The organism is Agrobacterium sp. SOY23 (genome assembly GCF_027212525.1).
GTDB lineage: Bacteria > Pseudomonadota > Alphaproteobacteria > Rhizobiales > Rhizobiaceae > Agrobacterium > Agrobacterium tumefaciens_I.
In genome coordinates this window covers 48,546-74,078 of sequence record NZ_JAPWDT010000004.1, presented here as the reverse complement: position 1 = coordinate 74,078, position 25,533 = coordinate 48,546, and the positions used below count along the sequence as shown (strand labels likewise).

At 60.1% G+C, this 25,533-nt stretch carries 25 protein-coding genes; 16 read left to right on the top strand and 9 right to left on the bottom strand.

Annotated elements, in window-relative coordinates:
* Nucleotides 1-101: 101 nt before the first annotated feature.
* The 3 genes from O3S81_RS12580 to O3S81_RS12570 all read right to left on the bottom strand — a co-directional run bounded on the left by O3S81_RS12580 (nt 102) and on the right by O3S81_RS12570 (nt 3,262).
* A complete protein-coding gene (locus O3S81_RS12580) occupies nt 102-1,181 on the bottom strand; it encodes a YcjF family protein (protein WP_269343642.1) in 1,080 nt (359 codons plus the stop codon).
* Nucleotides 1,178-2,656, bottom strand: a complete 1,479-nt coding sequence (locus O3S81_RS12575; protein ID WP_269343641.1) for a YcjX family protein — start codon at nt 2,654-2,656, stop codon at nt 1,178-1,180. The genes O3S81_RS12580 and O3S81_RS12575 overlap by 4 nt, the downstream gene beginning before the upstream one ends.
* Nucleotides 2,657-2,785: 129 nt before the next feature.
* Nucleotides 2,786-3,262 carry a SixA phosphatase family protein gene (locus O3S81_RS12570; RefSeq protein ID WP_269344418.1) on the bottom strand — a complete coding sequence of 159 codons (477 nt, stop codon included), beginning with the start codon at nt 3,260-3,262 and terminating at the stop codon, nt 2,786-2,788.
* 303 nt (nt 3,263-3,565) lie between these two features.
* On the opposite strand from O3S81_RS12570, the gene dksA reads away from it, so the two are divergent.
* Nucleotides 3,566-3,985 carry an RNA polymerase-binding protein DksA gene (gene dksA, locus O3S81_RS12565; protein WP_003496274.1) on the top strand — a complete coding sequence of 140 codons (420 nt, stop codon included), beginning with the start codon at nt 3,566-3,568 and terminating at the stop codon, nt 3,983-3,985.
* 203 nt (nt 3,986-4,188) lie between these two features.
* Here dksA and O3S81_RS12560 read toward each other — a convergent pair whose 3' ends face one another.
* The gene (locus tag O3S81_RS12560; RefSeq protein ID WP_269343640.1) at nt 4,189-5,451 is read right to left on the bottom strand and encodes a flagellar biosynthetic protein FliO; all 1,263 of its coding nucleotides are present in this window, start codon (nt 5,449-5,451) and stop codon (nt 4,189-4,191) included.
* Between the two features lie 233 nt (nt 5,452-5,684).
* On the opposite strand from O3S81_RS12560, the gene O3S81_RS12555 reads away from it, so the two are divergent.
* The 6 genes from O3S81_RS12555 (at nt 5,685) to O3S81_RS12530 (ending at nt 13,050) form a co-directional block, all read left to right on the top strand.
* Complete coding sequence (locus O3S81_RS12555) at nt 5,685-5,960, top strand: hypothetical protein (RefSeq protein WP_269343638.1); 276 nt, start codon at nt 5,685-5,687, stop codon at nt 5,958-5,960.
* A 174-nt stretch (nt 5,961-6,134) separates the two neighbouring features.
* Nucleotides 6,135-8,723 carry a cell cycle histidine kinase CckA gene (gene cckA, locus O3S81_RS12550; protein WP_269343636.1) on the top strand — a complete coding sequence of 863 codons (2,589 nt, stop codon included), beginning with the start codon at nt 6,135-6,137 and terminating at the stop codon, nt 8,721-8,723.
* 281 nt (nt 8,724-9,004) lie between these two features.
* On the top strand, nt 9,005-9,361 hold the full coding sequence (gene clpS / locus O3S81_RS12545; RefSeq protein ID WP_003502541.1) for an ATP-dependent Clp protease adapter ClpS: 357 nt from the start codon (nt 9,005-9,007) through the stop codon (nt 9,359-9,361).
* 10 nt (nt 9,362-9,371) lie between these two features.
* Entirely contained in the window at nt 9,372-11,882 is a 2,511-nt protein-coding gene (clpA, locus tag O3S81_RS12540) for an ATP-dependent Clp protease ATP-binding subunit ClpA (RefSeq protein ID WP_269343634.1), read from the top strand.
* A gap of 68 nt (nt 11,883-11,950) precedes the next feature.
* Entirely contained in the window at nt 11,951-12,709 is a 759-nt protein-coding gene (locus O3S81_RS12535; protein WP_269343632.1) for an AzlC family ABC transporter permease, read from the top strand.
* Complete coding sequence (locus O3S81_RS12530) at nt 12,706-13,050, top strand: AzlD domain-containing protein (RefSeq protein WP_269343630.1); 345 nt, start codon at nt 12,706-12,708, stop codon at nt 13,048-13,050. Before O3S81_RS12535 ends, O3S81_RS12530 begins: the two co-directional genes overlap by 4 nt.
* 17 nt (nt 13,051-13,067) lie before the next feature.
* On the opposite strand, the gene O3S81_RS12525 is transcribed toward O3S81_RS12530, so the two are convergent.
* Complete coding sequence (locus tag O3S81_RS12525) at nt 13,068-13,931, bottom strand: LysR substrate-binding domain-containing protein (RefSeq protein WP_269344416.1); 864 nt, start codon at nt 13,929-13,931, stop codon at nt 13,068-13,070.
* Nucleotides 13,932-14,048: 117 nt separating this feature from the next.
* Here O3S81_RS12525 and O3S81_RS12520 point away from each other — a divergent pair, with 117 nt between their 5' ends.
* Nucleotides 14,049-14,900, top strand: coding sequence for an urea carboxylase-associated family protein (locus O3S81_RS12520; RefSeq protein ID WP_269344415.1), 852 nt, complete (start codon nt 14,049-14,051; stop codon nt 14,898-14,900).
* 179 nt (nt 14,901-15,079) lie between these two features.
* Here O3S81_RS12520 and O3S81_RS12515 read toward each other — a convergent pair whose 3' ends face one another.
* The 4 genes from O3S81_RS12515 to O3S81_RS12500 are packed head-to-tail and all read right to left on the bottom strand — an operon-like array spanning nt 15,080 to nt 17,931.
* Complete coding sequence (locus O3S81_RS12515; RefSeq protein WP_269343628.1) at nt 15,080-15,511, bottom strand: HIT family protein; 432 nt, start codon at nt 15,509-15,511, stop codon at nt 15,080-15,082.
* Between the two features lie 22 nt (nt 15,512-15,533).
* The gene (locus O3S81_RS12510) at nt 15,534-16,727 is read right to left on the bottom strand and encodes a GNAT family N-acetyltransferase (protein ID WP_269343626.1); all 1,194 of its coding nucleotides are present in this window, start codon (nt 16,725-16,727) and stop codon (nt 15,534-15,536) included.
* Nucleotides 16,724-17,464: a glycerophosphodiester phosphodiesterase gene (locus tag O3S81_RS12505; RefSeq protein ID WP_269343624.1), complete on the bottom strand. Its 741-nt coding sequence runs from the start codon at nt 17,462-17,464 to the stop codon at nt 16,724-16,726. The genes O3S81_RS12510 and O3S81_RS12505 overlap by 4 nt, the downstream gene beginning before the upstream one ends.
* A complete protein-coding gene (locus O3S81_RS12500) occupies nt 17,461-17,931 on the bottom strand; it encodes a RidA family protein (RefSeq protein WP_269343622.1) in 471 nt (156 codons plus the stop codon). Before O3S81_RS12500 ends, O3S81_RS12505 begins: the two co-directional genes overlap by 4 nt.
* Nucleotides 17,932-18,047: 116 nt before the next feature.
* On the opposite strand from O3S81_RS12500, the gene O3S81_RS12495 reads away from it, so the two are divergent.
* The 8 genes from O3S81_RS12495 (at nt 18,048) to rseP (ending at nt 25,391) form a co-directional block, all read left to right on the top strand.
* Entirely contained in the window at nt 18,048-18,890 is an 843-nt protein-coding gene (locus O3S81_RS12495; RefSeq protein WP_269343621.1) for a cell envelope integrity EipB family protein, read from the top strand.
* Between the two features lie 193 nt (nt 18,891-19,083).
* Nucleotides 19,084-19,851, top strand: a complete 768-nt coding sequence (gene rpsB, locus O3S81_RS12490) for a 30S ribosomal protein S2 (protein WP_003496241.1) — start codon at nt 19,084-19,086, stop codon at nt 19,849-19,851.
* Between the two features lie 360 nt (nt 19,852-20,211).
* Entirely contained in the window at nt 20,212-21,138 is a 927-nt protein-coding gene (gene tsf, locus O3S81_RS12485) for a translation elongation factor Ts (RefSeq protein ID WP_269343618.1), read from the top strand.
* Between the two features lie 97 nt (nt 21,139-21,235).
* Complete coding sequence (pyrH, locus tag O3S81_RS12480) at nt 21,236-21,958, top strand: UMP kinase (protein WP_269343616.1); 723 nt, start codon at nt 21,236-21,238, stop codon at nt 21,956-21,958.
* 63 nt (nt 21,959-22,021) lie between these two features.
* Nucleotides 22,022-22,579 carry a ribosome recycling factor gene (frr, locus tag O3S81_RS12475; RefSeq protein ID WP_269343614.1) on the top strand — a complete coding sequence of 186 codons (558 nt, stop codon included), beginning with the start codon at nt 22,022-22,024 and terminating at the stop codon, nt 22,577-22,579.
* Between the two features lie 64 nt (nt 22,580-22,643).
* Nucleotides 22,644-23,387 (top strand): isoprenyl transferase, encoded by a 744-nt coding sequence (locus O3S81_RS12470; RefSeq protein ID WP_269343612.1) that lies wholly within the window; start codon nt 22,644-22,646, stop codon nt 23,385-23,387.
* Nucleotides 23,387-24,220 (top strand): phosphatidate cytidylyltransferase, encoded by an 834-nt coding sequence (locus tag O3S81_RS12465; protein WP_269343611.1) that lies wholly within the window; start codon nt 23,387-23,389, stop codon nt 24,218-24,220. The genes O3S81_RS12470 and O3S81_RS12465 overlap by 1 nt, the downstream gene beginning before the upstream one ends.
* 49 nt (nt 24,221-24,269) lie before the next feature.
* Nucleotides 24,270-25,391, top strand: coding sequence for an RIP metalloprotease RseP (rseP, locus tag O3S81_RS12460; RefSeq protein ID WP_269344413.1), 1,122 nt, complete (start codon nt 24,270-24,272; stop codon nt 25,389-25,391).
* Nucleotides 25,392-25,533 lie beyond the last annotated feature (142 nt).

Sequence of the window (25,533 nt, the reverse complement as noted above, 5' to 3'; positions counted from 1 at the left end):
CGATAGGCTGCAATCTACCGGCGGAATGGTTAATGCTTGGTTTATTTCACTCTCATTTGCGGCTTCGTCCGTAACCTTTTGAACCGTCCGAGCCCGGCAAATCAGGCTTTCTCGCCGCTTTTTCCACCGCTTAAATCGGGCGTGAGATCGGACATGAAGTCGCCGATGCCCGGCCGCTTCACGGCCCTGAACGGCAGCGGACGGCAAAGATCCATCGCCGCAATGCCGATTCGCGCCGTCATCAACCCGTTGATGACACCTTCGCCGAGACGGGCGGAGAGTTTCGAGGCGAGACCGTGGCCGAGGACCTGCTGGGCAAGCCCGTCGCCGACGGCAATCGACCCCGTGACGGCCAGATGGGCAATGACATCGCGCAGCAGCTTCAGCATGCCGAGCGTGCCGGGGCGGCCGCCATAGAGCTCCGCCATGGCGCGCACCAGCCGCGTCACTTCAAACAGCACATAAGCAAGATCGACCACCGCGCGCGGGCTCACCGCAGTGACGACGGAGACACGCTTGGAGGAATTGAGAATGAGGGCACGGGCCTGCCGGTCTAGCGGCACCAGCAATTCGCGTTCGGCAAGCTCGATCAGATGTGGGCCGTCGATGACGTCGTTTTCGGTTTCCTTCAGCGCCGCGCGGCCCTTGGCCGTTTCGGCCCGGTGCGAAAGGACGGCATTGAGGCGGGTGACGATGGCACGGGCGGGTTTCGGGCTCTTGTCGAGGCTCGCCTTCTCGGCGTCTGCCTTGAGAGACTGCACGGCATTGAGCCGCATGATGCCGAAGACTTCGCGACCGACGAGGGCAAGAACCGCAAAGAGCGCCACGATGAGCGCGATCGTCGCCGTGTAGCCCAGCCAGTCGGAGCGGGAGAAGAGATTGCGGATAAGCTGATCCGCCCAGAGCCCGAAGGCGAGCGAGAACAGGACGCCCAATGCGCCGAGCGCGAGCTTGCCGAAAGAGAATCGGCTTTTCTTCGGCGTCGCGACCGGTAATGCGGCGGCGTCGATCTCTTCAGGCGCCAGAAACGGATCATCCTCGTCGGGCGTCAGCGAAATCTCGGCACCGAAACTGCGCGGCGCACGTTTCTGCGTGGCGGATGGACGTGCCGTCTCCTCGGTATCGAGCGTGAAAGCCGCGGGACGGCGCGTCTGCGGGTCGTTTTGTGTGGGAGCTTTCATGCGAGCTTGTCTCCGAACAGGAACTGCATGGCGCGGTCGAGCCTGATATGGGGAACGGAAAGCCGGATGCCGCCGCTTCCCGGCTCGTCAATATTGGGCGGACGGAAACGCACGACATTGACATCGGGCAGCGATGCCTTGTCGCCACCCCTGTCGATGCTGCGGAACAGCGGTTCCGGGTCATCCGGCAGGTCACCGGGGAAGATCGCCGTCTTGCGATTGCCGTCGAAGGTCTCGCCATTGATGGTTTCACCGGCCATCGGTGTGCCGACGATAACCGGCAGTTCGTGGCCGTCCTGCCGCACGCTGGCCTCTCTGGTGGCACGCACGGAGGCAAGCGCCATGACCTCGATGCCGGCGCCATTCATGCCGATGGTGGTGATGGCGCGGTCCACCAGACGGCGGGTCAGGCGCTCCAGCCGGTCATGGCTTTCATGGTGCAGATGGTCGGCCTTGGTGGCGGCGATCAGCACCTTGTCGATGCGCCGGCCAATCAGCGACGACAGCAGGCTGTTGGTGCCGGGGCGGAAACAGGCAAGAACATCGCCCAGCGCCCGCTCCAGATCCTGCACGGCCTCGGGACCGCGATTGACCGCCTGCAGCGTGTCTATCAGCACGATCTGCCGGTCGAGCCGGGCAAAATGTTCGCGGAAGAAGGGTTTCACCACGATCGATTTATAGGCGTCGTAGCGCCGTTCCATCATGGCGCGCAACGAGCCTTTCGGTGCTTTCTCGTCGGTCAGGCCCGGAAGCGGCGCGAAGGTCAGCGCCGGCGATCCTTCGAGATCGCCCGGCATCAGAAAGCGCCCCGGTGGCAGGGTGGAGAGCGACCTTTCGTCGGATTTGCACGCCTTTAGATAGGCAGCGAAACTTTCCGCCAGACGACGCGCCGTCATTTCATCGGCGGGTGCATTGATATCGAGCGAAGAGGAGATCGCCAGCCACTCCTGCGCGAGCTCGGCGCGGATGCCGGTTCCGGCCAGTGCAACGGTCGCATCGCTGAACTGCTTGTAATCCTGCGACAACAGCGGCAGGTCGAGCAGCCATTCGCCGGGATAGTCGACGATGTCGATGGAAAGCTTGCCGGCCGAAAACCATCGGCCCCAGCCGCTGGCACTCTGATAATCCAGCGTGATCCGAAGTTCCGAGATCGCCCGTGTCGAATCCGGCCAAAGCCTGTCGCGCACCAGTGCCTGGATATGGTCTTCATACTGGAAGCGGGGAATGGCGTCGTCCGGCTGCGGCTCCAGGCGCACATTCGAGACGCGCCCGGATCGCATGGCCTCGAACAGCGGCAACCGACCGCCATTCAGGAGGTTATGCACGAGGGAGGAGATGAAAACCGTCTTGCCCGCCCGCGAAAGGCCGGTGACGCCAAGCCGCAATGTCGGATGGGTGAGGTTGCTCGCACGGTCGGCCAGATTATCGAAAGCGATAAGCGCGCTGTCTGTCAGGGACGTAAGAGAAGGCGGCAATGGCAGTTTCCTGGCTGTGTTTCACGGTCACGGCTGCATATAGGAAGTTGCAGCTGCCCAAAAAAGAAGCGTGCCGGCGGATTTTCAGCGTGGCTGCTTGCCCGGCATCCTTGTTGAGCGCTGCGGCGATTATTTGCCCGGTGCGAGGAAGTCGACCAGCCGCCAGCGGTTTTTGCCATTCGTGGCGCCGTCGTCGTGGTCGAGAACCGCAAGGCCGGATGTGGGGAAACCCGAGGGCAGGGCGGCGTGCAGCAGATCCTCGCCGATCATCGCCTCCAGCGTCGCCTCCATAGTGGGATTGTGTCCCACCAGCATGACCGACTGCACGTCCGTCTGCGCGGCGATGAGGGAAAGATAGGTCTCGCTGCGCGCATTATACATCTCATCGACGTAGAAGACGTCTATGCCTTCGTTGAAGGCCCGCTTCCAGGCCTGTGTCGTCTGCCGGCAGCGCGCAGCCGTGGAAGACAGGAGAACGTCGGGGTGGTAGCGCCGGTCGGCGGCAAGGTCGGCGATGATCTCCGCCTCGGCAAAACCGGCCTCGTTCAATCCCCGGTCGAAATCGCGTTCTCCCGGCGCCGCCCAGGCGGCCTTGGCGTGGCGCAGAAGATAAACTCGGCTGAGGGGAGAAGCTGTCAAGGGCAGGGACCGGCGTTCGAAACTCTAGGGCACGGCCTGAATGCTACAGGATAGGATCACGGGACCGCAAGTCCTCTTTCCTGTTGGCAAGTCGCACTTAAGTGATCGAAGAAGAGATCGCTCCTACGCCAATAACGGATAAAAATTAGTCATTTAGATGATTTTTGTGTCAGTTTTAAAAATGCCTGAAAACTGATCTGTAGACTTGAACCGGCCTATATCATTGGAGTATACACCGCCGCATTGAGATGTTCTTCGAGGAGAATCGCGTTGAGTGAGAAGATCGATCTTAGCAAATATGTACTCTCGGAAGACGACGAGTTCATGAATGCCAGCCAGCGTGCCTACTTCCGCGCGAAGCTGGTCGCCTGGAAAAATGACATCCTGAGAGAAGCGCGCGAGACCCTCGGACATCTCGCCGAAGAAAGCGCCAATCACCCCGATCTCGCCGATCGGGCCTCCTCCGAAACAGACCGGGCGATCGAATTGCGCGCCCGCGACCGTCAGCGCAAGCTGATCTCGAAGATCGATGCAGCCCTTCAGCGGATCGAAGACGGCACCTACGGTTATTGCGAGGAAACGGGCGAGCCCATCGGCCTCAAGCGTCTGGACGCCCGCCCGATCGCAACGCTTTCCATCGAGGCGCAGGAGCGTCACGAGCGTCGCGAAAAAGTCTACCGCGACGAATAAGGCGTTTCGGCCAGCAGGCCGGAAAACCGCATCACCATTTAAAAAAGGGCACGGAAACGATTTCCGTGCCCTTTTTGCTGTCCTGATCCCGTCGCCGGAACCTACGTCCATGGAACGTCTCCGGGAAAAGTGGCCCCCGGCTTCCCGTCCGGAAATGCGACGACATGGAGTTGGCGTGTCGTCGCATTTCGAGGGGAAACGCTCTAGCGGTCGCGGGTGACGGAAAGCTCTCCGAAAATACGCGCCATTTCCTTCTGTACGTCACCGTCCGGTGAAGCGCCGGTGACGGGCGGCGAGACGGGCTGCGCCTTGGCCTGTTTTTCGCCGGCAGGGGCGATTGACGGCTCATTATCCGCTTCCTTGCTTTTGGCGATCTCCGCCTCAAGAAAGCTTTCGAAATCGCTCGCCAGTTCGTCGGAAAATTTCGGCTCGGCGTCGTTGGTGGCCATGGCCGGATTTTCAGGCTTCGGCGCGAAGGCGGCGGGCGGCGTATTCTGTCCGGGCGTCAGGCCGGGAAGAACCCGCTCCCGTGCGGCATCGAGGAAATCGGCGGCGATGGATTGGTCGATCACCGGCTCGCGTGCGGTAAAGACCGGCGGCGCAAACTCGGACGACCGTTCTTCCGCCGCCCTTGCCTGCTGAGGCACCTGGACGGTCTGGGCAGGGATGATGGGCGGCGCCACGGGCGCTGGGGCGGATGCGGCAGGCTCGGAACGCTTCTGCTCGGGCCGTTCCGCAGCCATGTCGAGCGTTGCGGCGGCAGCGGGCAAAATGGCGGCAGCCGGGGCGGCGACAGCCACCGGTATCGGCGGCGGCGCGGGGCGCGCGGTTTCCCGCTCGGGTGCCGCCGGTCTTGCCGGGGGAACGGGTTCACGCGCCGTTACGGGCGCAGCGGTGGGTTGCGGCGGTGCCGACGGGCGGGGCGGCGGCGTAACCGTTGCGGAGACCGGGGCAGGGCGCGGAGCCGGGGCAGGAGGCTCAGGCCGCTGCGGCTGCTTCACGGGTTCTTCGGCGACGGAAACGGGCGCTGCGGCTGGAACCGGCGCTTGTTGCTGCGGCAGGGCGGCGCGACGTTCCTGGGGAATCGGCGGCTCGGCTCTTTTCTGCTCGCTTTCCTGGCGCGGCAGCGCCTTCAATTCCGGCTCCTGCACGTCCCTGACGATGGGGATCGCACCGATACCGCTTTCGATGACGATATCGGTCGGGCCGCCGATCATGACCAGATGTTCGACATTGTCGCGGCGCACCAGCACCAGACGGCGGCGGGCATCCACGGCCGTCGCATCGAGAACCTGCAGGCGCGGCTGGCGGTTGCGGCCGCCGCGAATAAAGGGAGCCGAACCGTTGCGCCTGCGCAGAAGCCACAAAGCGATCGCCAGAACGAGAAGCGCCACACCCACACCGACGACGGCGACGATGAGATTGTTTCCATAGGTGCCGATAAAATCTTCCATCATGGAGATCATCCCTTCAGATTTTTTGGCTTTTAGTTTCTTGGGCAATTAATATTGCCGTGGTTCCTATAACGTGAACATCAAGCAGGAAAAGACGATTTTTTTGGGCGCGATACAAGGTTTATTCATTTCGCCCCACAGGATCACCGTATCAACCGGACGACGCCACCAAAACACCATATCCCGTCCTTCAATGCTGAAAGACAGTGAAGGTTGCAATTCTTTCGCCCCAGGAGCGGTCATAAATGATCAGGACATTGCATGTTGGCAGGTCTCCTGCATCCTGTCTCTTTGCCGCGTTTTTTTTGTTGCTGCCGGCTTTCGTTTTTCCGTATCAGGCTGCGGCAGATGACAAGGCGCCCCAAAACGCCGCCACCATGGCGGAATTCGTGCGAGACAATCCGTCCTGCCTTGATTTCACGGACGGATGCTCGGTTTGCACCGTCACCGATGGCAAGATCATTTGTTCCGCGCCACGCATTCAATGCCAGGTGAAGGAGCTGACCTGCACCCGGCAGTGATCTTTCAACGCCTTTATACACCTTTCAGGCCGTTTTCGCTGTGCGTTTTTAAGCCTTTGTGTCGTGGCGGAGCTTTTTGACGGTCAAGTGAGTTGCTACAAGAAATTCTGCTGCCCGATTCCGTCGACGGAATAAGGCTGACCGAATGACGACCTGCACGACTGCGAGGCCAAGATGACACGGGTGCGCGAGACAAGCGACAACGACCTTCCGCTGGTGGACAGGCGTGCCCGTTCCGGCACGGTCTTGCGCATTCTGCTTCTGGCGCTGGTGCTGATCGCGGCGGCGGCCGCCTTCGTTTATTTCAAGGATTCGCTGGAAAACGAAATCGTGCTCGGCATTCTCGGCGTGCTGGCCATGATGGGCATCTTTTTTCTGGTCTCGTCGATCATCGGTTTCATCGAGGTCATGCCGCAATCGCAATCGGACGGGCTTGCCCGCCGGTTTCTCTCGGCCCATCCCGACGGCACGCTGATCACCGACGCCAAGGGGCATATGATCTATGCCAACGCCACCTATTGCCGCATGAGCGGCACCACCAGGGCGAGCGACATACAGAGCCTCGAGACGCTTTTGTCGCGCAGCCGGGAATCGACCGAAGCGCTGTACCGGCTCATCAACGTGCTGCGTGAGGGCCGTGACGGTTACGAGGAATTCCGGCTGCTGAAGCCGCTCGGAGAGGATTCCGGCAAAGGTCCGCATTGGTACAGGCTGAAGGGCCGGGTGCTGAAGGATGCGGGCGGCGAGGGGCTGCACGTTTTCCAGATCGCCGACATCACGCCGGAGCGCGAGGATCAGGAACGCTTCTTTCGCGAATTGCAGAATGCCATCGATTATCTCGATCACGCGCCGGCCGGTTTCTTTTCCGCCGGCCGCAAGGGCGAGATCGTTTATCTGAATGCCACCCTTTCCGAATGGCTCGGCATCGATCTGGCGCAGTTTTCGCCGGGCTCGATGACCATTTCGGATATCGTCGCCGGCGAAGGCATGGCGCTGATCGAATCGGTGCATCCCCAGGGCACGGCAAAGCGCACCGAAATCCTCGATCTCGACATGCGCCGGGTGAACGGCCAAAGCATGCCGGCCCGTCTCGTGCATCAGGTCACCGCAAGGGATGGCGCGCCGGGTGAGAGCCGGACGATCGTTCTGATGCGCCCGAAGGGGCAGGAGGACACGGAATCCTCCTCTGCCATGCGCTTCACGCGCTTCTTCAACAATACGCCGATGGCGATCGCCTCGCTTGACGGCGAAGGCCGCATCCTGCGCATAAATGCGCCTTTCCTGAAATTGTTCTCCGGCGTCGTTGGGCGCGACGATATTGATCGCGGCGTGGCACTTGAAACCGTCCTTCACGACAACGAGAAACCGAGGCTCGAGCAGGCGCTGGCCGAGGCCAAGGATCGCCAGGGCGATATTGCGCCCTTCGATTCCCGCCATCCGAGCGACGAGGGCCGTCACTTCCGTTTCTACGTCAACGCCGTCATCGACCAGGACGATGAGGCACCAGAAGAGGTGGCGATCGTTTATGCCATCGAGGTGACAGAGCAGAAGGCGCTCGAGACCCAGATGGCGCAGACCCAGAAGATGAATGCGGTGGGTACGCTTGCGGGCGGCATCGCCCATGACTTCAACAACGTTCTCACCGCCATCCTGCTCTCGTCCGACCATCTGCTGCTGCAGGCGCGGCCCGCCGACCCGAGCTTTGCCGATCTCATGGAGATCAAACGCAACGCCAACCGCGCCGCCGTGCTGGTACGCCAGCTTCTCGCTTTCTCGCGCAAGCAGACGATGCGTCCGGCCGTCCTCAACCTGACGGATGTTATCGGCGATCTGCGCATGCTGGTGGACCGGTTGATTTCCGGCACCAATGTCAAGCTGGAGGTCGATTACGGCCGCGATCTCTGGCCAGTGAAGACCGATCTTTCGCAATTCGAGCAGGTGCTCATCAATCTCTGCGTCAATGCGCGCGACGCCATGCCGGATGGCGGCAAGATCACCATCCGGACGCGCAACGTCGATGCGGAGGAAGTCGCAGCGCTTGGCCGACCCGAATTCCCGGCCGAAGACATGGTCATGGTGGAAGTCGCCGATAACGGTACCGGCATTCCGCCCGAGATCATGGACAAGATCTTCGAGCCCTTCTTCACCACCAAGGAAGTCGGCAAGGGCACGGGCCTTGGTCTGTCCATGGTCTATGGCATCGTCAAGCAGTCGGGCGGCTACATCTATCCCGAATCGGAAATGGGCAAGGGAACGGCCTTCCGCATTTACCTGCCGCGCCATGTCGTGGAGGCCGTTCAGGCCAACGGACAGCAGCCCGGCGAGGCAGCACTTGCTCCGGTCGTCGCAGCCGAGCCGGTGAAGGAAGAACCGCTGGACCTCACCGGCAAATCCGCCGTCGTGCTTCTCGTGGAAGACGAGGAGGCGGTGCGGCGCGGTGGCAAGCGCATGCTGGAAACCCGCGGCTACACCGTGCATGAGGCCGGCTCAGGCACCGAGGCGCTGGAGGTGATGGAGGAGCTGGAAGGCAAGGTCGATATCGTCGTCTCCGACGTCGTGATGCCGGAAATGGACGGCCCGTCGCTGCTGCGGGAATTGCGCAAGTCTTATCCGGACCTGAAATTCATCTTCGTTTCGGGTTATGCCGAGGATGCTTTCGCGAAAAACCTGCCGGCGGACGCCAAGTTCGGCTTTCTGCCAAAACCGTTCTCGCTGAAGCAGCTCGCCATCGCCGTTCGCGAAATGCTCGACGACAAGGAGTAGGGCTGGCGGCGGCGAACGGGATTCGCCTGCGCCATGACCTGCCCCTGCGTTTATGTCCGGGCTGAAATGTGCCGTTCCTGCCGGTTCGTCTCTCCTTGCGCCGCTTGCAGCCTCCGCAACCGTACTTTTCCCGAGGTTTGCCTCTTCGCAAACGCAATAGTGATTGCACCGTTTCGCAAGGGGCTTAAAATCGCGTCTTAACGACCTAGATATGAAGAGGCGAAGTTCTCCCTCCTGGCAAAGAACTGTCGGTTTGAGAACAGTTTGGAGAATGATGAAAGATGATCGCTAAGCCGATCTACATGCAGGGCGAGGGCGAAGGGGAAGACGGGGGCGGCACCAACCGCGGAACGTCTGTTATCACCCGCGTCAAGCCAAAGACGAAAAGACCGAATTTGTACCGTGTTCTTTTACTGAATGACGACTACACTCCCATGGAATTCGTCATCCATATTCTGGAACGGTTTTTCCAGAAGGATCGCGAAGCGGCAACCCGCATCATGCTGCACGTGCACCAGCACGGCGTGGGCGAATGCGGGGTGTTTACATATGAGGTCGCAGAGACGAAAGTAAGCCAGGTCATGGATTTCGCCCGACAGCACCAGCATCCGCTGCAATGCGTCATGGAAAAGAAATGAGGATCGCAACGTGCCAACTTTTTCCCCAAGTCTCGAGAAGGCGCTGCACCAGGCACTGACCTTTGCAAATGAGCGTCACCACGAATATGCGACGCTCGAACACCTGCTTCTGGCGCTGATCGACGACGCGGATGCCGCCGCCGTGATGGCTGCCTGCAATGTCGATCTCGATGCGCTGCGCAAGACCGTCAGCGACTATGTCGACAATGAACTGACCAACCTCGTCACCGGTTACGACGAGGATTCCAAACCCACATCCGGCTTCCAGCGCGTCATCCAGCGCGCCGTCATCCATGTTCAGTCATCCGGCCGCGAGGAAGTGACCGGCGCAAATGTGCTCGTCGCCATTTTCGCCGAGCGTGAAAGCCATGCCGCCTATTTCCTGCAGGAACAGGAAATGACCCGGTATGACGCGGTCAATTACATCTCCCACGGCATCGGCAAGCGCCCGGGCACGTCGCAGACGCGCGCGCCGCGGGGTGCCGATGAGCCGGAAAGCGAAAACAAGGCGAGCCGCAGCAATCCCGAGGAAGATGGATCTTCCGCCAAGAAGCAGCAGGATGCGCTGAAAGCCTATTGCGTCAACCTCAATGAAAAGGCGAAAAACGGCAAGATCGATCCGCTGATCGGCCGTCATGACGAGGTCAACCGCACGATCCAGATTCTTTGCCGCCGCTCCAAGAACAACCCGCTTTATGTGGGCGATCCCGGCGTGGGCAAGACGGCGATCGCCGAAGGTCTGGCCAAGCGCATCGTCGAGGGCAAGGTGCCGGAGGCTCTCGCCAATGACACGATCTTCTCGCTCGATATGGGCACGCTGCTTGCCGGAACCCGCTATCGCGGTGATTTCGAAGAACGCCTGAAGCAGGTCGTCAAGGAACTCGAGGAGTTTCCGGGCGCGGTTCTGTTCATCGATGAAATCCACACCGTCATCGGTGCCGGCGCCACCTCCGGCGGCGCAATGGATGCATCGAACCTGCTGAAGCCGGCGCTGTCCTCGGGTGCGATCCGCTGCATCGGCTCGACCACCTACAAGGAATATCGCCAGTTCTTCGAGAAGGACCGCGCGCTTGTGCGTCGTTTCCAGAAGATCGACGTCAACGAACCGTCCATCGATGACGCCATCGCGATCATGAAGGGCCTGAAGCCCTATTTCGAGGATTACCATCACCTCAGATATTCCAATGAGGCGATCAAGGCTGCCGTCGAGCTGTCGGCCCGCTACATCTCCGACCGCAAGCTGCCGGACAAGGCGATCGACGTGATCGACGAGACCGGTGCGGCGCAGATGCTGCTGCCGGCGTCCAAGCGCCGCAAGCTGATCACCGAACGGGAAATCGAGGCCACCATCGCAACGATGGCCCGCATTCCCCCGAAGACGGTCTCCAAGGACGACGAGATGGTTCTCGCCAATCTCGAAAAGGAACTGCGCTCGGTCGTTTATGGTCAGGACATCGCCATCGAGGCGCTGGCCACCGCCATCAAGCTGGCGCGCGCGGGCCTGCGCGAACCGAACAAGCCGATCGGCTCTTACGTCTTCTCCGGCCCCACGGGCGTGGGCAAGACGGAAGTGGCCAAGCAGCTTGCCGCCTCGCTCGGCGTCGAGATGCTGCGCTTCGACATGTCGGAATATATGGAACGGCATACCGTGTCTCGCCTGCTCGGGGCACCTCCCGGTTATGTCGGCTTCGATCAGGGCGGTCTCCTCACCGATGGCGTCGACCAGCATCCGCATTCCGTGGTGCTGCTGGACGAAATCGAGAAGGCGCATCCGGATATCTACAACATCCTGTTGCAGGTGATGGACCATGGCTCGCTGACCGACCATAACGGCAAAAAGATCGATTTCCGCAACGTCATCCTCATCATGACGACCAATGCGGGTGCGTCCGAAATGGCGAAATCGGCGATCGGTTTCGGCTCTTCGCGCCGCACGGGTGAGGATGAAGAGGCAATCAACCGCCTGTTCACGCCGGAATTCCGCAACCGTCTGGATGCGATCATTCCGTTCTCGCCGCTGCCGACCGCCGTTATCCACAAGGTCGTGCAGAAGTTCGTCATGCAGCTGGAAACCCAGCTCTCCGAGCGCAACGTCACCTTCGATCTGCATGAAGATGCGATCTCCTGGCTGGCGGAGAAGGGTTACGACGAAAAGATGGGCGCTCGCCCGCTGTCGCGCGTGATCCAGGAGAACATCAAGAAGCCGCTCGCCAATGAAATCCTCTTTGGCAAGCTGAAGAAGGGCGGCGTCGTCAGCGTCACCGTTGGTAAGAAGGATGACGGCTCCGACGGTTTGATCCTTGAGGTTCTGCCGGAGACCGCACCCGTGAAGCCGCAGCCGGAAGCCGAGCTGAAGGCGGCGAAATCGCCGGGCAAGGCAAAGGCCAAGGCAAAACCGGCCTCGAAGGCGGCGAAGGCCAATGAGGATGCGGATGTTCTTGTTGCCGAGGCGGACAAGGCGGACGAGGACAAGCCGCGCCGCAAGACCAACACGGTGCCGAAGGTGCCGAAGAAGAAATAACCCTGGTGTTTCACCAATAAACCGATGCCGGGCGAAAGCCCGGCATTTTCATGCATAGTGGAAGCCGAATGCAAACTGCCGACAGCGATGCCATCCCCCTCAGCGGCTGGTTCTTCCGGGGAATGCGGGGCATATTTTCGCTACCCTCGCTCATTCTCATGACATCTTTTGTCGGTTTCAGCGCCTTTGCGCTGGAGTCGGGTGTCGCGCGTGGCGAAGCGGTGTTCATGACGCTGGTGATCTGGGCCCTGCCGGCCAAGATGATCCTGATCGGCTCCATGGTCGGCGGCGCCAACCTTGCCGCCTGCTTTCTGGCGGTCACCCTATCTTCGGTCCGGATGATGCCGATGGTCGCCTCCATCGTTCCGGAAATGCGCGGTGCGAAGACGCCGACATGGATCTTGCTGTTTCTCTCCCATTTCGTCGCAATCACGGCCTGGGTTTTTGCCACACAGAATCTCTCCAAGGTGCCGCGTGAAGCGCGCGCCGCCTGGTTTGCCGGTTTCGGCATCACGCTCACCGTCGTTAATGCCATCATTGTCGGCCTGTGTTACGGTGTTGTCGCTGCCTTTCCGCCGCTCGTTGCGGGTGTGCTGTTCTTCCTGACGCCGGTTTATTTCATCGCATCCATCTGGGCTTCGGCCCGTCATTCCGTTGTCAAAGTCGCCTTCGTCATCGGCGTCATCGCCGGACCGGCCTTTGCGGTGATCGCGCCGGAATTCGACATTCTTTATGCCGGCATCGGCGGCGGGACGGTGGCTTATCTCATTGACCGCTTCGTTTTCCGTCGCAGGATCAAACCCGTTTCACCAGAGAGCGAACCATGATGAGCGAGAACTGGTGGGCGCCCTATCTCTTCATCGCCATTGCCGGCTGGCTGGCGACCGATTTCTGGCGCTGGCTCGGTGTGCTTGCCGGCAACCGGCTGAAGGAGGATTCCGAGGCGCTTTATTGGGTGCGGGCGGTTGCCACAGCACTCGTCATGGCCGTCACTGCGAAACTCATCGTCTTTCCGACCGGAACGCTGGAAGCCTCGCCGATGTGGCTGCGCATCGGTGCGGCTTCGCTTGGTTTCATCGCATTCCTGATGGCGGGCCAGCGCGTCATCGTCGGGGTGGCGGTTCCGATCCTGCTCCTGGCCGGTGGGCTGTTTGGGCTCGGTTTCTAACACCGGCTGATTCGATGTCAGAGATCGCTTCGGTGTGCCTCCGCCACCAGCCAATCCGCAAGAAGCCGGGCCGGCGCACTCATCTCTTCTGCCTCCATCAGCCAGTAATATTTTTCCGTATCGGCGGCGCGCTCGAAAAGCACGGTCAGTTGGCCATTGGCAATTTCATCGCGCAAAAGCGCCGTCGGGCAAAGGCCGATTCCTTGTCCCGCCTTGAGGGCGGTCACGAGCAGGTTGAAATCCGCAAAAACGGGGCCGGCGCCATCCGGCAGGGACAGGCCTTCGGCTGCGAACCAGTCCCGCCATGCCGCCTCGGTGTCGTCATGCAGCAGTTCCGCCTGCAGCAGGCTGGCAACCTCATCGAAAGGGCCGAACTCGGCGGCGTAGCCCGGTGCGCAGGTCGGGCGTGTCTCGGCACTGAAAAGCGCCACGGCATTTTTACCGGAAGCCACCCCATGCCCTATGGTCAGGTCGGCCGACTTTGCCTGATGCGCCCCGGAATAGCTGATTGATACCTGTATGTCGGGATGCAGCGCCCGGAAGCGCGGCAGGCGGGGTGTGAGAAAATACGTCACCACCGAGGGCAGGCTGGCAAGCCGGACAGTCTTGCGTTCGCGGCCCTTACGGATGCGTTCCGCGCCGGAAGCGATCTGCCGCAGGCTGGCCGAAACCGTGCCGCCGAATTCCTTTCCGGCCGGGGTGAGTGCCACGCCTCTCGCGTGCCGTTCGAAAAGCGGAACGCCGAGCCATGCTTCCAGATTGCGCACATGCTGGCTCACGGCGGTCGCCGTCATGCCCAGTTCCTGCGCGGCCAAAGAAAAACTCGTTCTTCTGGCGGCGGCTTCGAAAGCGCGGAGGGTGGCGAGCGGCGGAAGCGTCATGATCGCAAGGGTAAGTGAGGCTTGGGCTGAGCGCAAGAAAAACCCGTCTTGCCAGATAGGCCTTCATGCCGCAATTTCGCAGCGATATTTCATCGCTCCGAGGATTTCATGCCCGCCATGCCCCCAATGCCCAATGCCGAACCCGTGGATGCCGCCACGCGCCGAGCCGTCCGTCCCGTCGTTGTCTACCCGAACGGCACGCTGGAGGTGCCGGACCTTGCAAGGCTGCAAAGGGCCAGGGAGGGCATGGAAAAGATCGATGAGGTCATCGTGCCGCCGCGCGACGGCCGCAGCTTTCATGTGCCGAAGGGGCATTTCTTCCGCATCGTCAGCATCGAAGGGCCGCAGGTCGGAGATTTGAACCTGTGGAACGCCCATGATCTGAGCGAGCGCTTTTTCAGCGGCAAGACCCGTGCGCTGCATGCCACCCATGTATCCGTCGGCAACCGGCTGTGGAGCAATCTGCCATCCCTGCGGCCGATGGCGACCATCACCCATGATACGCTGTCATGGTATGGCTTCGACGAGGATGGCGGCGGTGTGCATGACGTGATCGGCACACGCTGCGATCCTTATACCAACAAATTGCTGAGTGGCGGCGACTATCACCATTGCTGCCATTCGAACCTTACGAATGCGCTTGCTTCGGCCAAGGGCCTGTCGTTCCGCGAGGCCGAGCCGCATGCGCATGATGTACTGAATGTCTTCATGTGCACGGGTTTCACCCGCGATACACATCAATATTTCATGAAGGCAAGCCCGGTGCGGCCCGGGGACTATCTGGAGTTTTTTGCGGAAATCGATCTCATAGGCGCGCTTTCCGCCTGCCCGGGCGGTGATTGCAGCGCCACGCATTCGAGCGATACGGCGGCCTGTTATCCGCTGAAGGTGGAAATCTTCCGGCCGGATATGACGGTGCTCGAAGGCTGGCCGTGGCCGGAGAGGAACGCGTACCGTCCTGTCGAGTGATAAAAAACACCATTGTCGTCATGCCGGACTAGATCCGGCATCCAGCACGGCGCGTCTGCGCCGTGAAAGAGTCTCCCGCGATCAAGGACCTGATCGCGCTGGACCGCGGATCAGGTCCGGGGTGACGGCCTGCGGATACCGTGGTCCTGCTGCCAAACGCCCATGCGTCTTGACGCTCTTCACGAAGCGAGCGCCGCCCTAATCTTCTCCGCGTGGGCCTTCAATACTTCGCCATCGGCCATCACGCCGGAATGCGGCTTCAGCGGCTCGCCTTCCTTGCGCGGAATGACGTGGAAATGCAGGTGGAACACGGTCTGGCCGGCCGCCGGTTCGTTGAACTGGGCGACAAAGACACCATCTGCATCGAAGGCTTCCTTCGCCGCGACGGCGAGTTTCTGCACAACGGGAATGGTCCTCGCCAGCACTTCCGGGTCGGCATCGAGCAGGTTGCGGGAGCCGGTTTTCGGAACGACGAGCAGATGGCCGGGGGCCTGCGGCATCACATCCATGAAGGCCAGCGTGTGTTCATCCTCGTAGAGCTTGTGGCTCGGAATTTCGCCGCGCAGGATTTTCGCGAAGATATTGTTGTCGTCATAGGCGCTGGCCGTCATCGTGGTCTCTCCTCTATGCGGACTATACGTCCGGCTCCTGTCTCTCGCCCTTGCGGAAGGGCGTATGGTCTTCCAGATAGTCGCCGATATGCTCGACCTCTTCGCGCTCGCGCTGAAGATAATCGGCAATGGCGCGGCGCAGGCCCGGATGGGCGATGAAATGCGCCGAATGGGTGGTGACCGGCACATAACCGCGCGCCAGCTTGTGTTCGCCCTGGGCTCCGGCTTCGACCCGTTTCAATCCCCTGGAAAGCGCGAAATCGATCGCCTGATGGTAACAGACTTCGAAATGCAGAAAGGGATGGTCCTCGATGCAGCCCCAATGACGGCCATAAAGCGCATCCGAACCGATGAAGTTGATCGCGCCAGCAATATAGCGCCCCTCGCGTTTCGCCATGACCAGCAGTACGTCATCGGCCATGCGTTCGCCGATCAGCGAATAAAATTCCCGCGTCAGATAGGGCCGGCCCCATTTGCGGCTGCCGGTATCCATGTAGAAGGCGAAGAACTGGTCCCAGATATCCTCGGTCAGATCGCTTCCGGTCAGCCAGTCGATCTCGATGCCGTGTTCCAGCGCCGCGCGGCGTTCCTTTTTCAGCCCCTTGCGCTTGCGTGAAGAGAGGGCCTCGAGAAAATCATCATGGTCGCGATAACCGTCATTGATGAAGTGGAATTGCTGGTCGGTCCGATGCAGGAAATCGTGCGGCAGAAGAGCGGAGAGGTCGTCTTCCTGCAAAAACGTGACATGTGCCGAGGAAACGCCGATCTTTTCCGTCACCTGCGCGAGACCGGAGGCCAGAAGCGGCTTGAAGCGCGTGGCGTCGGCCGTTTCGGCAACAAGCAGCCGCGGGCCGGTCGCAGGCGTGAAGGGAACCGAACATTGCAGTTTCGGATAATAGTGGCCGCCAGCCCTTTCGAAAGCATCCGCCCAGCCATGGTCAAACACATATTCGCCCTGGCTGTGGTTCTTCAGATAGGCCGGAACAGCGCCGACGAGCGTGCCCGCAGTATCTTCGAGCAGCAGATGGTGTCCAAGCCAGCCGGTCTTTGCCGTCGCCGAGCCAGACTCCTCCATGGAGGATAGAAATTCATGGGAAATAAATGGGTTGTAGTATTTTCCTGATGCATTACGTGATGTCCCGGAAAGCCGTTTCCAGCTTTCCGGATCGATATCCGCGAAGGATTGCGCAATGCTTATGGAATAGTCGTCTGTCATGCCGTGGCGGAGGGGTTCTCTCTCGGGTCGAAACCTTCGAATGTCATCTGGTCCGCATATTTATAGGTAGTCGCACGCGCATTTTCATCCCTGACAGTCCAGGTAATCACCGGAAGCCCGAGTTTTCTTTGCGCTTCGATGAAGCTGTTGGGCAGGTGCCCCCAATGATAGGAGATGAAATCGAGCCCCAGCTGCATCGCTTCGTCATGTTTGAAGAAGTCTTCCGGCTTGTCGCCTTCGGCGGTCAGCCCCAGCGGCCAGGGCGAACCCGCAGCCTTCAGGTCCTTCAGCAAATGATGATCGAAGCTCATCAGCGCCACATGGCCCTTGTAGCCCTCGAGGTCTTCCAGCACCGCCTCGGCAAAACCGTCATCGACACCTTCGCCGGCACGGCCCTTCAGCTCGATGACCAGCGGCACCTTGCCGGCGCAGAGCGCGAGAAGCTGCTTGAGGGTAGGGACCCGGTCGCCGGTCTGGCCAACGGCAAGCAGCGACAGCTCGGCCGATGTGCGTTCCCGCACATCGCCCTTGATGCCGGTCAGCCTTTCCAGATCGTGGTCATGGAAAACCACTGGCACGCTGTCCGCTGCCAGCTGCACGTCGCATTCAATGGCGAAACCGGCCTCGATGGCGCGAGAAAAGGCGGAGAGCGTGTTTTCCCATACCGCCTTGTTGAGATCATGATAACCGCGATGGGCGACGGGCTCAGCCGTCAGCCAGGAGAGTTTCAGCGTCATACGTCGATTTCCACGATGGCGTCGATTTCGACGGCGGCATTAAAGGGCAGGCAGGCCATGCCGACGGCGGCGCGGGCATGTTTGCCGGGCTCACCGAGAACATTGGCAATGAGATTGGAAGCGCCGTTGATGACGAGGTGCTGTTCCACGAACTCCGGAACCGACGCAACAAAGCCGTTCAGCTTGACGACGCGGCGAATTTTCGAGAGGTCGCCATTCAAAGCGGCCTTGACCTGTGCGAGAATGTTGACGGCGCATAATTCGGCGGCGCGCTGGGCGCCCGCGACGTCTACATCGCGGCCAACGAGGCCTGTCACCGCAATCTTGCCCGATTCCATCGGCAGTTGACCCGATACATAAAGCAGATTGCCGCTGATGGTGAACGGAACATAGTTTGCGGCTGGTGCTGCCGCGACAGGAAGCGTAAAGCCAAGTTCCTTGAGGCGGCCTTCGATGACGTCCGACATTTTCGTCTCCGGTTTTGTTGTAAATCCTTCAAGAATCCGGCATTCAGAAGATGTTGATCCAAAAGCCGGGCGGTTGCTTGTACAATATGAGCGGCGAGTCCAACAGGAGATATTGCATGTTTGTCAGGACGCTTGGTTTCGTTGCCGCAACAGGGCTTATGACCGGCCTGTCGAACGCCGCCAATGCCTTGCCAGTCGCGGTTCCGGATCTCGTAGCGCACCGCGCCGTCTACGACCTCGAGCTCAAGGATGCGTCCGATCGCTCCGGCATCGAGGGCATGACGGGGCGTATGGTCTATGAATTCACCGGCTCGGCCTGTCAGGGTTACAAGACGGATTTCCGTTTCGTGACGCAGATCAACACCGGCGACGCCGTGCGCATGACCGATCAGCAGACCACGACCTTCGAGGATCTTGCGGCGAAGAAATTCACCTTCGAGACCAAGTCCTACACCGACGACAAGCTGGACAAGGAAGTGCAGGGGGCTGCGACCGACAATAATGAGGGCGTGAAGGTCGATCTGACCCGCCCGGATGCCCGCCAGGTCAATCTCGTCGCCAGCGAGTTTCCAACCCAGCACATGTTCCAGGTCATCGAAAACGCCAGGCAGGGAAAGCGCATCTTCGAATCGCGCATTTTCGACGGGTCGGATGACGGCGATGAAAGCCTGATCACGTCGACGCTGCTCGGCAAGTCGCAGATGCCGAAGGATGGCGATGCGGAAGCCGGCAAGGCGGGCGAATTCGGCAAAGCCGCGTTCTGGCCGGTGACGATCGCCTATTACAACGATAAGACCGGCACCGACGCCCTGCCGATCTACCGCATGTCGTTCAAGCTTTACGAAAACGGAATCACCCGCGATCTGACGATGGATTACGGCGATTTCGTCCTGACGGGAAAGCTTGCGAAGCTTGATATTCTCAAGCCGGAAACCTGCGAAAACAAGCCGGTTCGCTGAAACACGGGCCGTTCTCGCGGTTTTTTCGCATAAATGCTTGCATTTTCATGCGGGCGACTGTATGCGGCTCACCATTCCACACGCGAAGCTTGGGATGTTCCGGGAGAAATCCGGTCCGTTCCGCCCGGTGGTGTCGATGAAAATCGGCGCTGTTCGCTTCGCGGGGGTTAAACCGGAAAAGGAGTAACAAGGCATGGCATTGCCCGATTTTTCTATGCGTCAGCTTCTGGAAGCTGGTGTTCACTTCGGCCACCAGACGCACCGCTGGAACCCGAAGATGAAGCCGTACATCTTCGGCGACCGTAACAACATCCACATCATCGACCTGGCTCAGACCGTTCCGATGCTGTCGCGCGCCCTTCAGGTCGTGTCCGACACCGTTGCCCGTGGTGGCCGCGTTCTGTTCGTTGGCACCAAGCGCCAGGCGTCGGAAATCATCGCCGACAGCGCAAAGCGTTCGGCCCAGTACTACGTCAACTCCCGCTGGCTCGGCGGCATGATGACCAACTGGAAGACCATCTCGAACTCGATCCAGCGCCTGCGCAAGGTTGACGAGATCCTGAACTCGGAAGCTTCCGGCTACTCCAAGAAGGAACGCCTGAACCTCGAGCGCGAACGCGAAAAGCTTGAAAAGGCTCTCGGCGGTATCCGCGATATGGGCGGCGTTCCGGACCTGATGTTCATCATCGACACCAACAAGGAAAAGATCGCGATCGAAGAAGCCAAGCGTCTTGGCATTCCGGTCGTTGCGATCATCGACAGCAACTGCGACCCGGACCACATCGACTACCCGATCCCGGGTAACGACGATGCTTCGCGCGCCATCTCGCTCTACTGCGACCTGATTGCCCGCGCTGCCATCGACGGTATCGCCCGTCAGCAGGGCGCTTCCGGCCGCGACATCGGCGCTTCTGAAGAAGCTCCGATCGAGCCCGCTCTCGAAGACGAGGCTGGCGCCTGATTTAGGCCCTGTCTGGCGGCGATTTCGATCGCCGTCTCCTCGACCAGGATATGACAAGGCCGTCAAAGACCTTTCACGGGTTGACGGCCTTGTTCGTTTCATACCGCTCCGTCACGTTTTTGAGGAAACCGCTGGCGTCTGATGTGGTTGAAACGGAAGGCAGTCTTCATAACGCTGTCACACTTCAGCGGCACCCATCATTTCGATGCATGGAGACGCCGCAGCACTTGGGAATGCGCATGCCCCTTTCCTGAAATCCTCTCCGGTTTCAGAGGGTGTGCGGCCGGGTACAGTCATCACCCAGAACTTCGGCACGGCAAATTCCGCCGGCTGACCGATCGAACCGATAAGAGGCAAACAATGACCGAAATCACAGCCGCAATGGTGAAGGAACTGCGCGAGAAGTCTGGCGCAGGCATGATGGACTGCAAGAAGGCTCTTGCTGAAACCAATGGCGACATGGAAGCGGCAATCGACTGGCTGCGCGCCAAGGGCATCGCAAAGGCCGACAAGAAGTCTGGCCGCACGGCTGCCGAAGGTCTGGTCGGCGTTGCCACCATGGGTCACAAGGCTGTTGTTGTCGAGCTGAACTCCGAAACCGACTTCGTTGCCCGCAACGACGCGTTCCAGGACCTCATCCGCGGTATCGCCCAGGTTGCCCTCACCACCAACGGCACCGTTGACGCTGTTTCCGCTGCCACCTATCCGGCAACCGGCAAGTCTGTTTCCGACAGCATCAAGGACGCGATTGCAACGATCGGCGAAAACATGACGCTCCGCCGCTCGGCAGCGCTCGAAGTTCCGCATGGTGTTGTTGCGACCTACATCCACAACGCTGCCGGCGACGGCATCGGCAAGCTCGGCGTTCTCGTTGCCCTGAAGTCGGAAGGCGACAAGGCCGTTCTGAACTCCATCGGCCGCCAGGTTGCCATGCACATCGCTGCGACCAACCCGCTCGCCATCCGCGCTGAAGAAGTTGACGCCGCCGTTGCCGAGCGCGAGCGCAACGTGTTCATCGAACAGGCCCGTGAATCCGGCAAGCCGGAAGCCATCATCGAAAAGATGGTTGATGGCCGCATGCGCAAGTTCTTCGAAGAAGTCGCCCTTCTGTCGCAGGCTTTCGTCATCAACCCCGACCTGACCGTCGGCGACGCCGTCAAGGCAGCCGAAAAGGAAGCCGGCGCTTCCATCGAAGTGACGGGCATGGTTCGCCTGCTGCTCGGCGAAGGCGTTGAGAAGGAAGAAAGCGATTTCGCAGCCGAAGTCGCAGCCGTCGCCAAGGGCTGATTATATTTACCCAATCTTGGGAAAACGGGAGGGCATCGCGTGACAACGCGGTGCCCTTCGTGTATCCGCGTTTCGGTTACATTTCCGAGGAGTCATGATGTCTTCCAAGCCGATCTACAAACGTGTTCTTCTCAAGGCTTCCGGTGAAGCCCTCATGGGCGATCAGGGTTTCGGTATCGATGTGGCGGTGGCCGACCGTATCGCCTCCGATATTGCCGAGGCGAGGGCGATGGGCGTCGAAGTCGGCGTTGTCGTCGGCGGCGGTAATATTTTCCGCGGCGTGGCCGTGGCGTCCAAGGGCGGCGATCGCGTTACCGGCGACCATATGGGCATGCTGGCCACCGTCATCAACGCGCTGGCGCTTGCCACCTCGCTGCGCAAGCTCAGCATTGACACCGTCGTTCTTTCGGCAATCGCCATGCCTGAAATCTGTGAGAGCTTCTCGCAGCGCGCAGCGCTCCATCATCTCGCGCAGGGTCGCGTGGTGATTTTTGCCGGCGGCACGGGCAATCCCTTCTTCACCACCGATTCCGCCGCAGCACTCCGCGCCGCGGAAATGGGCGCCGAGGCGATCTTCAAGGGTACCCAGGTTGACGGCATCTACTCCGCCGACCCGAAGAAGGATCCGACGGCCACCCGTTTCGACGAACTGACCCACAGCGAAGTGCTCGGCAAGGGGCTCGCGGTCATGGACGTCGCCGCTGTCGCGCTTGCGCGCGAAAACCACATCCCGATCATTGTTTTCTCGATCCACGAGAAGGGTGGTTTTACGCAGATATTGACCGGCGGCGGCCGCAAGACCATCGTGCACGACAAATAATCAAAACGATGCCGCCCCACGGGCGAATTACGGCCGCCATGGCCGACAAGATGGAGTATCAAGATGAGTGGTATTGACCTCAACGATATCAAGCGCCGTATGGATGGTGCCATCAATGCGTTCAAGAGCGATATCGCATCGCTGCGCACCGGCCGCGCCTCGGCCAATATTCTCGACCCGGTGACCATCGATGCCTATGGCTCGCGCGTGCCGCTCAACCAGGTTGCGAACATCACCGTTCCGGAGCCGCGCATGCTCGGCGTCAACATCTGGGACAAGTCGATGGTCAATGCCGTCGACCGCGCCATCCGCGAATCCAATCTCGGTCTCAACCCCATTGTCGACGGTCAGAACCTGCGTATTCCGCTGCCTGAACTGAACGAGGAACGCCGCAAATCGCTCGTCAAGGTGGCCCACGAATATTCCGAAAAAGCAAAAGTGGCGATTCGCCATGTGCGCCGAGACGGCATGGACGGTCTGAAAAAAGCCGAAAAAGACGGCGATATCGGTCAGGACGAAAGCCGTGGACAGTCGGAAAAGGTGCAGAAAATCACCGACGACACGATTTCGGAAATTGACCGCTTGCTTGGCGAGAAGGAAAAGGAAATCATGCAGGTCTGATATCGCTTGCGATAGACCTGTATTTTATCCGTTTTAATTCCGCGCTGCCTGTTACTGGATCGATATGCCGACGACGACACGTTCCTCCATACCCGAGCACGTTGCCATCATCATGGATGGCAATGGCCGCTGGGCAAAACAGCGCGGTCTTCCGCGCGTGATGGGGCATCGCCGCGGGGTGGAGGCCGTGCGCGAGACCGTGCGTGCGGCCGGTGAATGCGGAATACGCTATCTCACGCTGTTCGCCTTCTCCTCGGAAAACTGGCGCAGGCCCGAAGCCGAGGTGAGCGACCTGATGGGGCTCCTGAAGGCTTTCATCCGGCGTGACCTGGCGGAACTGCATCGCGAAAACGTCCGTGTGCGCATCATCGGCGACCGGCAGGGACTTAAGAACGATATACGCTCCCTTCTTGAAGAGGCGGAGCATATGACGGCGGACAACACCAAGCTGACGCTGGTGATCGCCTTCAATTACGGTAGCCGTGACGAGATCGCGCGTGCGACAGCGTCAATCGCCCGCGATGTCGCCGAAGGTCGACTCAGTGCCGACGCCATTACGCCTGAGATGATTTCGGCGAGACTCGATACCTCGGGAATGCCGGATCCGGATCTGATTATCCGCACCAGTGGCGAAGAGCGGCTGTCGAACTTCCTGCTCTGGCAGGCTGCCTATTCCGAGTTCCTGTTCGTTCCCGAATATTGGCCGGACTTCGACCGGAAGCTCTTCTTCTCCGCAATCGAGCAATATGCAACGCGTGATCGCCGCTTTGGCGCAATCACGGAGCAGGTTGCCGTGGCAGGCGCCTGATGAGCCGTGAACTCAGACTGCGGATCGTGTCCGCAATCGTCATGGCGGCGGTCATTCTGGCCGCGACCTGGTATGGCGGCATCTTGTTCCGCATCGTCGCGGGCCTTCTGGCGATCCTCATCTATTATGAGTGGTCGACGATTACCCGGCTGTCCGAAACCAATTCCACCGGCAATGCCTGGGGCTGGTTCGCGGTCGCCGTCATCGCCGGCAATACGATTTTTGGCGAACCTTCGCTCGATCTGCCGCTTTTATCCGGATTCACGTTGACCGCGGCGCTGTTTCCGGTCTTGCGCGGCAAGAACTGGTGGCTGGTGGGCGGCATTCTTTATGCGGGTCTGAGCGGCATAGCGCTCGCCGCCATTCGTGGTGATGAACTGACGGGTTTCGTCTCCATCCTGTTCATTTTCGCCGTCGTCTGGTCGACGGATATCCTGGCCTATTTCGTTGGACGCGCCATTGGCGGGCCGAAGCTTGCACCTTCGATTTCGCCCGGCAAGACCTGGTCCGGTGCCATTGGCGGGGCGGTGGCGGCGGTGATCGGCGGTGCGGCGGTCTCCATGGCCTATCATGGCAGGATCAGCCTGCTGGTGCTCGGGCTCGCCCTCATCCTCTCGGTGTTCAGCCAGATTGGCGATCTTTTCGAATCCTTCGTGAAACGGCGTTTCCAGGTCAAGGATTCCAGTCATCTCATTCCGGGCCATGGCGGCTTCATGGACCGTGTTGACGGTCTTGTTTTCGCCTGCTTTACGGTATTCCTCATAGCTTTCGTGCATGCAGCGGCAACTGGCGACGTGCCCGGATCGGGCGGCGGTCTGCTGCCGGGCTTCTAGGCGGCGCGAAAGGTCACGACATAAAGGGCAGATTGTCATGAACACAGTAATGGCGGCGACGGGTTTTCTGACCGGCTATATCGTGCCCTTCATCCTGGTGCTTTCCCTGCTCGTTTTCGTTCATGAAATGGGTCATTACCTTGTCGGCCGCTGGTGCGGCATCCGCTCCACGGCATTCTCCATCGGTTTCGGCCCGGAGCTGATCGGTTTTACCGACAAGCGTGGCACGCGATGGAAGGTTTCGGCGATTCCGCTCGGCGGCTACGTCAAGTTCTTCGGCGACGAAGATGCGGCAAGCAAGCCGGACAGTTCCGGCCTGTCGCATATGTCGCTGGAAGAGAGGGCGCAGACCCTTTCCGGCGCAAAGCTGTGGAAAAGGGCGGCCACGGTTGCTGCCGGCCCGATCGCAAATTTCATCCTCGCAATTCTCATCTTCGCGGTGCTCTTCGGTGTCTATGGCCGGATGATCGCCGATCCGGTCGTGGCCGAGGTGCGTGAAAACAGCGCCGCCGCCGCCGCCGGCGTGCGCCCGGGTGACCGGCTGGTGGCGATCGACGGTGAAAAAGTGACGACCTTCGAGGATGTTCGCCGTTATGTCGGCATCCGGCCGGGTACGCCGATTACGGTAACAGTCGAAAGGGCAGGCGAGGCGCTTAAGCTGCCGATGGTCCCGACACGCACCGAAACCACCGACCAGTTCGGCAACAAGCTGGAAATGGGTATTATCGGCATCGTCACCGACCAGACCAGCGGCAATTTCCGTCATATCGAATATTCGCCGTCGGAGGCTCTGGTTGAGGGCGTGCGCGAAACGGGCCACGTCATAACCGGTACCGTCAATTATATCGGCAATCTCGTGACGGGGCGCATGAATGCCGATCAGTTGGGCGGCCCGGTGCGTGTGGCGCAGGCCTCCGGCCAGATGGCGACGCTCGGCATTTCCGCCGTTATCCAGCTCGCCGCCGTTCTTTCCGTCTCGATCGGTCTGTTGAACCTGATGCCTGTGCCGGTTCTGGACGGTGGGCATCTGGTATTCTACGCCATTGAGGCCATCCGCGGCAGGCCGCTCGGCGCGGGCGCGCAGGAAGTGGCGTTCCGTATCGGCATGATGATGATTTTGGGTCTTATGGTTTTTGCAACATGGAATGATATCAGCAGCTTGATCGGCTGAGGATTGTGTTTTAACGGTTTTGTTAGTTATTTGTTTACCGTGTTTTTATGCCGAAGTGGCGAATGAGCCACTCTGGAGCACGAAGTAAACAGAATTTAACGTTCACGCTTGCTTGTAGGGGAAAAGCAGGTAAAACGACGCA

What these genes read in the sequence shown, in the direction of transcription:
- O3S81_RS12580 (WP_269343642.1), bottom strand. Translation starts at nt 1,181, where the DNA reads ATGAAAGCTCCCACACAAAACGACCCGCAGACGCGCCGTCCCGCGGCT.
- O3S81_RS12560 (WP_269343640.1), bottom strand. Translation starts at nt 5,451, where the DNA reads ATGATCTCCATGATGGAAGATTTTATCGGCACCTATGGAAACAATCTC.
- O3S81_RS12555 (WP_269343638.1), top strand. Translation starts at nt 5,685, where the DNA reads ATGATCAGGACATTGCATGTTGGCAGGTCTCCTGCATCCTGTCTCTTT.
- cckA (WP_269343636.1), top strand. Translation starts at nt 6,135, where the DNA reads ATGACACGGGTGCGCGAGACAAGCGACAACGACCTTCCGCTGGTGGAC.
- clpS (WP_003502541.1), top strand. Translation starts at nt 9,005, where the DNA reads ATGATCGCTAAGCCGATCTACATGCAGGGCGAGGGCGAAGGGGAAGAC.
- O3S81_RS12535 (WP_269343632.1), top strand. Translation starts at nt 11,951, where the DNA reads ATGCAAACTGCCGACAGCGATGCCATCCCCCTCAGCGGCTGGTTCTTC.
- O3S81_RS12530 (WP_269343630.1), top strand. Translation starts at nt 12,706, where the DNA reads ATGATGAGCGAGAACTGGTGGGCGCCCTATCTCTTCATCGCCATTGCC.
- O3S81_RS12525 (WP_269344416.1), bottom strand. Translation starts at nt 13,931, where the DNA reads ATGACGCTTCCGCCGCTCGCCACCCTCCGCGCTTTCGAAGCCGCCGCC.
- O3S81_RS12520 (WP_269344415.1), top strand. Translation starts at nt 14,049, where the DNA reads ATGCCCCCAATGCCCAATGCCGAACCCGTGGATGCCGCCACGCGCCGA.
- O3S81_RS12515 (WP_269343628.1), bottom strand. Translation starts at nt 15,511, where the DNA reads ATGACGGCCAGCGCCTATGACGACAACAATATCTTCGCGAAAATCCTG.
- O3S81_RS12510 (WP_269343626.1), bottom strand. Translation starts at nt 16,727, where the DNA reads ATGACAGACGACTATTCCATAAGCATTGCGCAATCCTTCGCGGATATC.
- O3S81_RS12505 (WP_269343624.1), bottom strand. Translation starts at nt 17,464, where the DNA reads ATGACGCTGAAACTCTCCTGGCTGACGGCTGAGCCCGTCGCCCATCGC.
- O3S81_RS12500 (WP_269343622.1), bottom strand. Translation starts at nt 17,931, where the DNA reads ATGTCGGACGTCATCGAAGGCCGCCTCAAGGAACTTGGCTTTACGCTT.
- O3S81_RS12495 (WP_269343621.1), top strand. Translation starts at nt 18,048, where the DNA reads ATGTTTGTCAGGACGCTTGGTTTCGTTGCCGCAACAGGGCTTATGACC.
- rpsB (WP_003496241.1), top strand. Translation starts at nt 19,084, where the DNA reads ATGGCATTGCCCGATTTTTCTATGCGTCAGCTTCTGGAAGCTGGTGTT.
- tsf (WP_269343618.1), top strand. Translation starts at nt 20,212, where the DNA reads ATGACCGAAATCACAGCCGCAATGGTGAAGGAACTGCGCGAGAAGTCT.
- pyrH (WP_269343616.1), top strand. Translation starts at nt 21,236, where the DNA reads ATGTCTTCCAAGCCGATCTACAAACGTGTTCTTCTCAAGGCTTCCGGT.
- frr (WP_269343614.1), top strand. Translation starts at nt 22,022, where the DNA reads ATGAGTGGTATTGACCTCAACGATATCAAGCGCCGTATGGATGGTGCC.
- O3S81_RS12470 (WP_269343612.1), top strand. Translation starts at nt 22,644, where the DNA reads ATGCCGACGACGACACGTTCCTCCATACCCGAGCACGTTGCCATCATC.
- O3S81_RS12465 (WP_269343611.1), top strand. Translation starts at nt 23,387, where the DNA reads ATGAGCCGTGAACTCAGACTGCGGATCGTGTCCGCAATCGTCATGGCG.
- rseP (WP_269344413.1), top strand. Translation starts at nt 24,270, where the DNA reads ATGGCGGCGACGGGTTTTCTGACCGGCTATATCGTGCCCTTCATCCTG.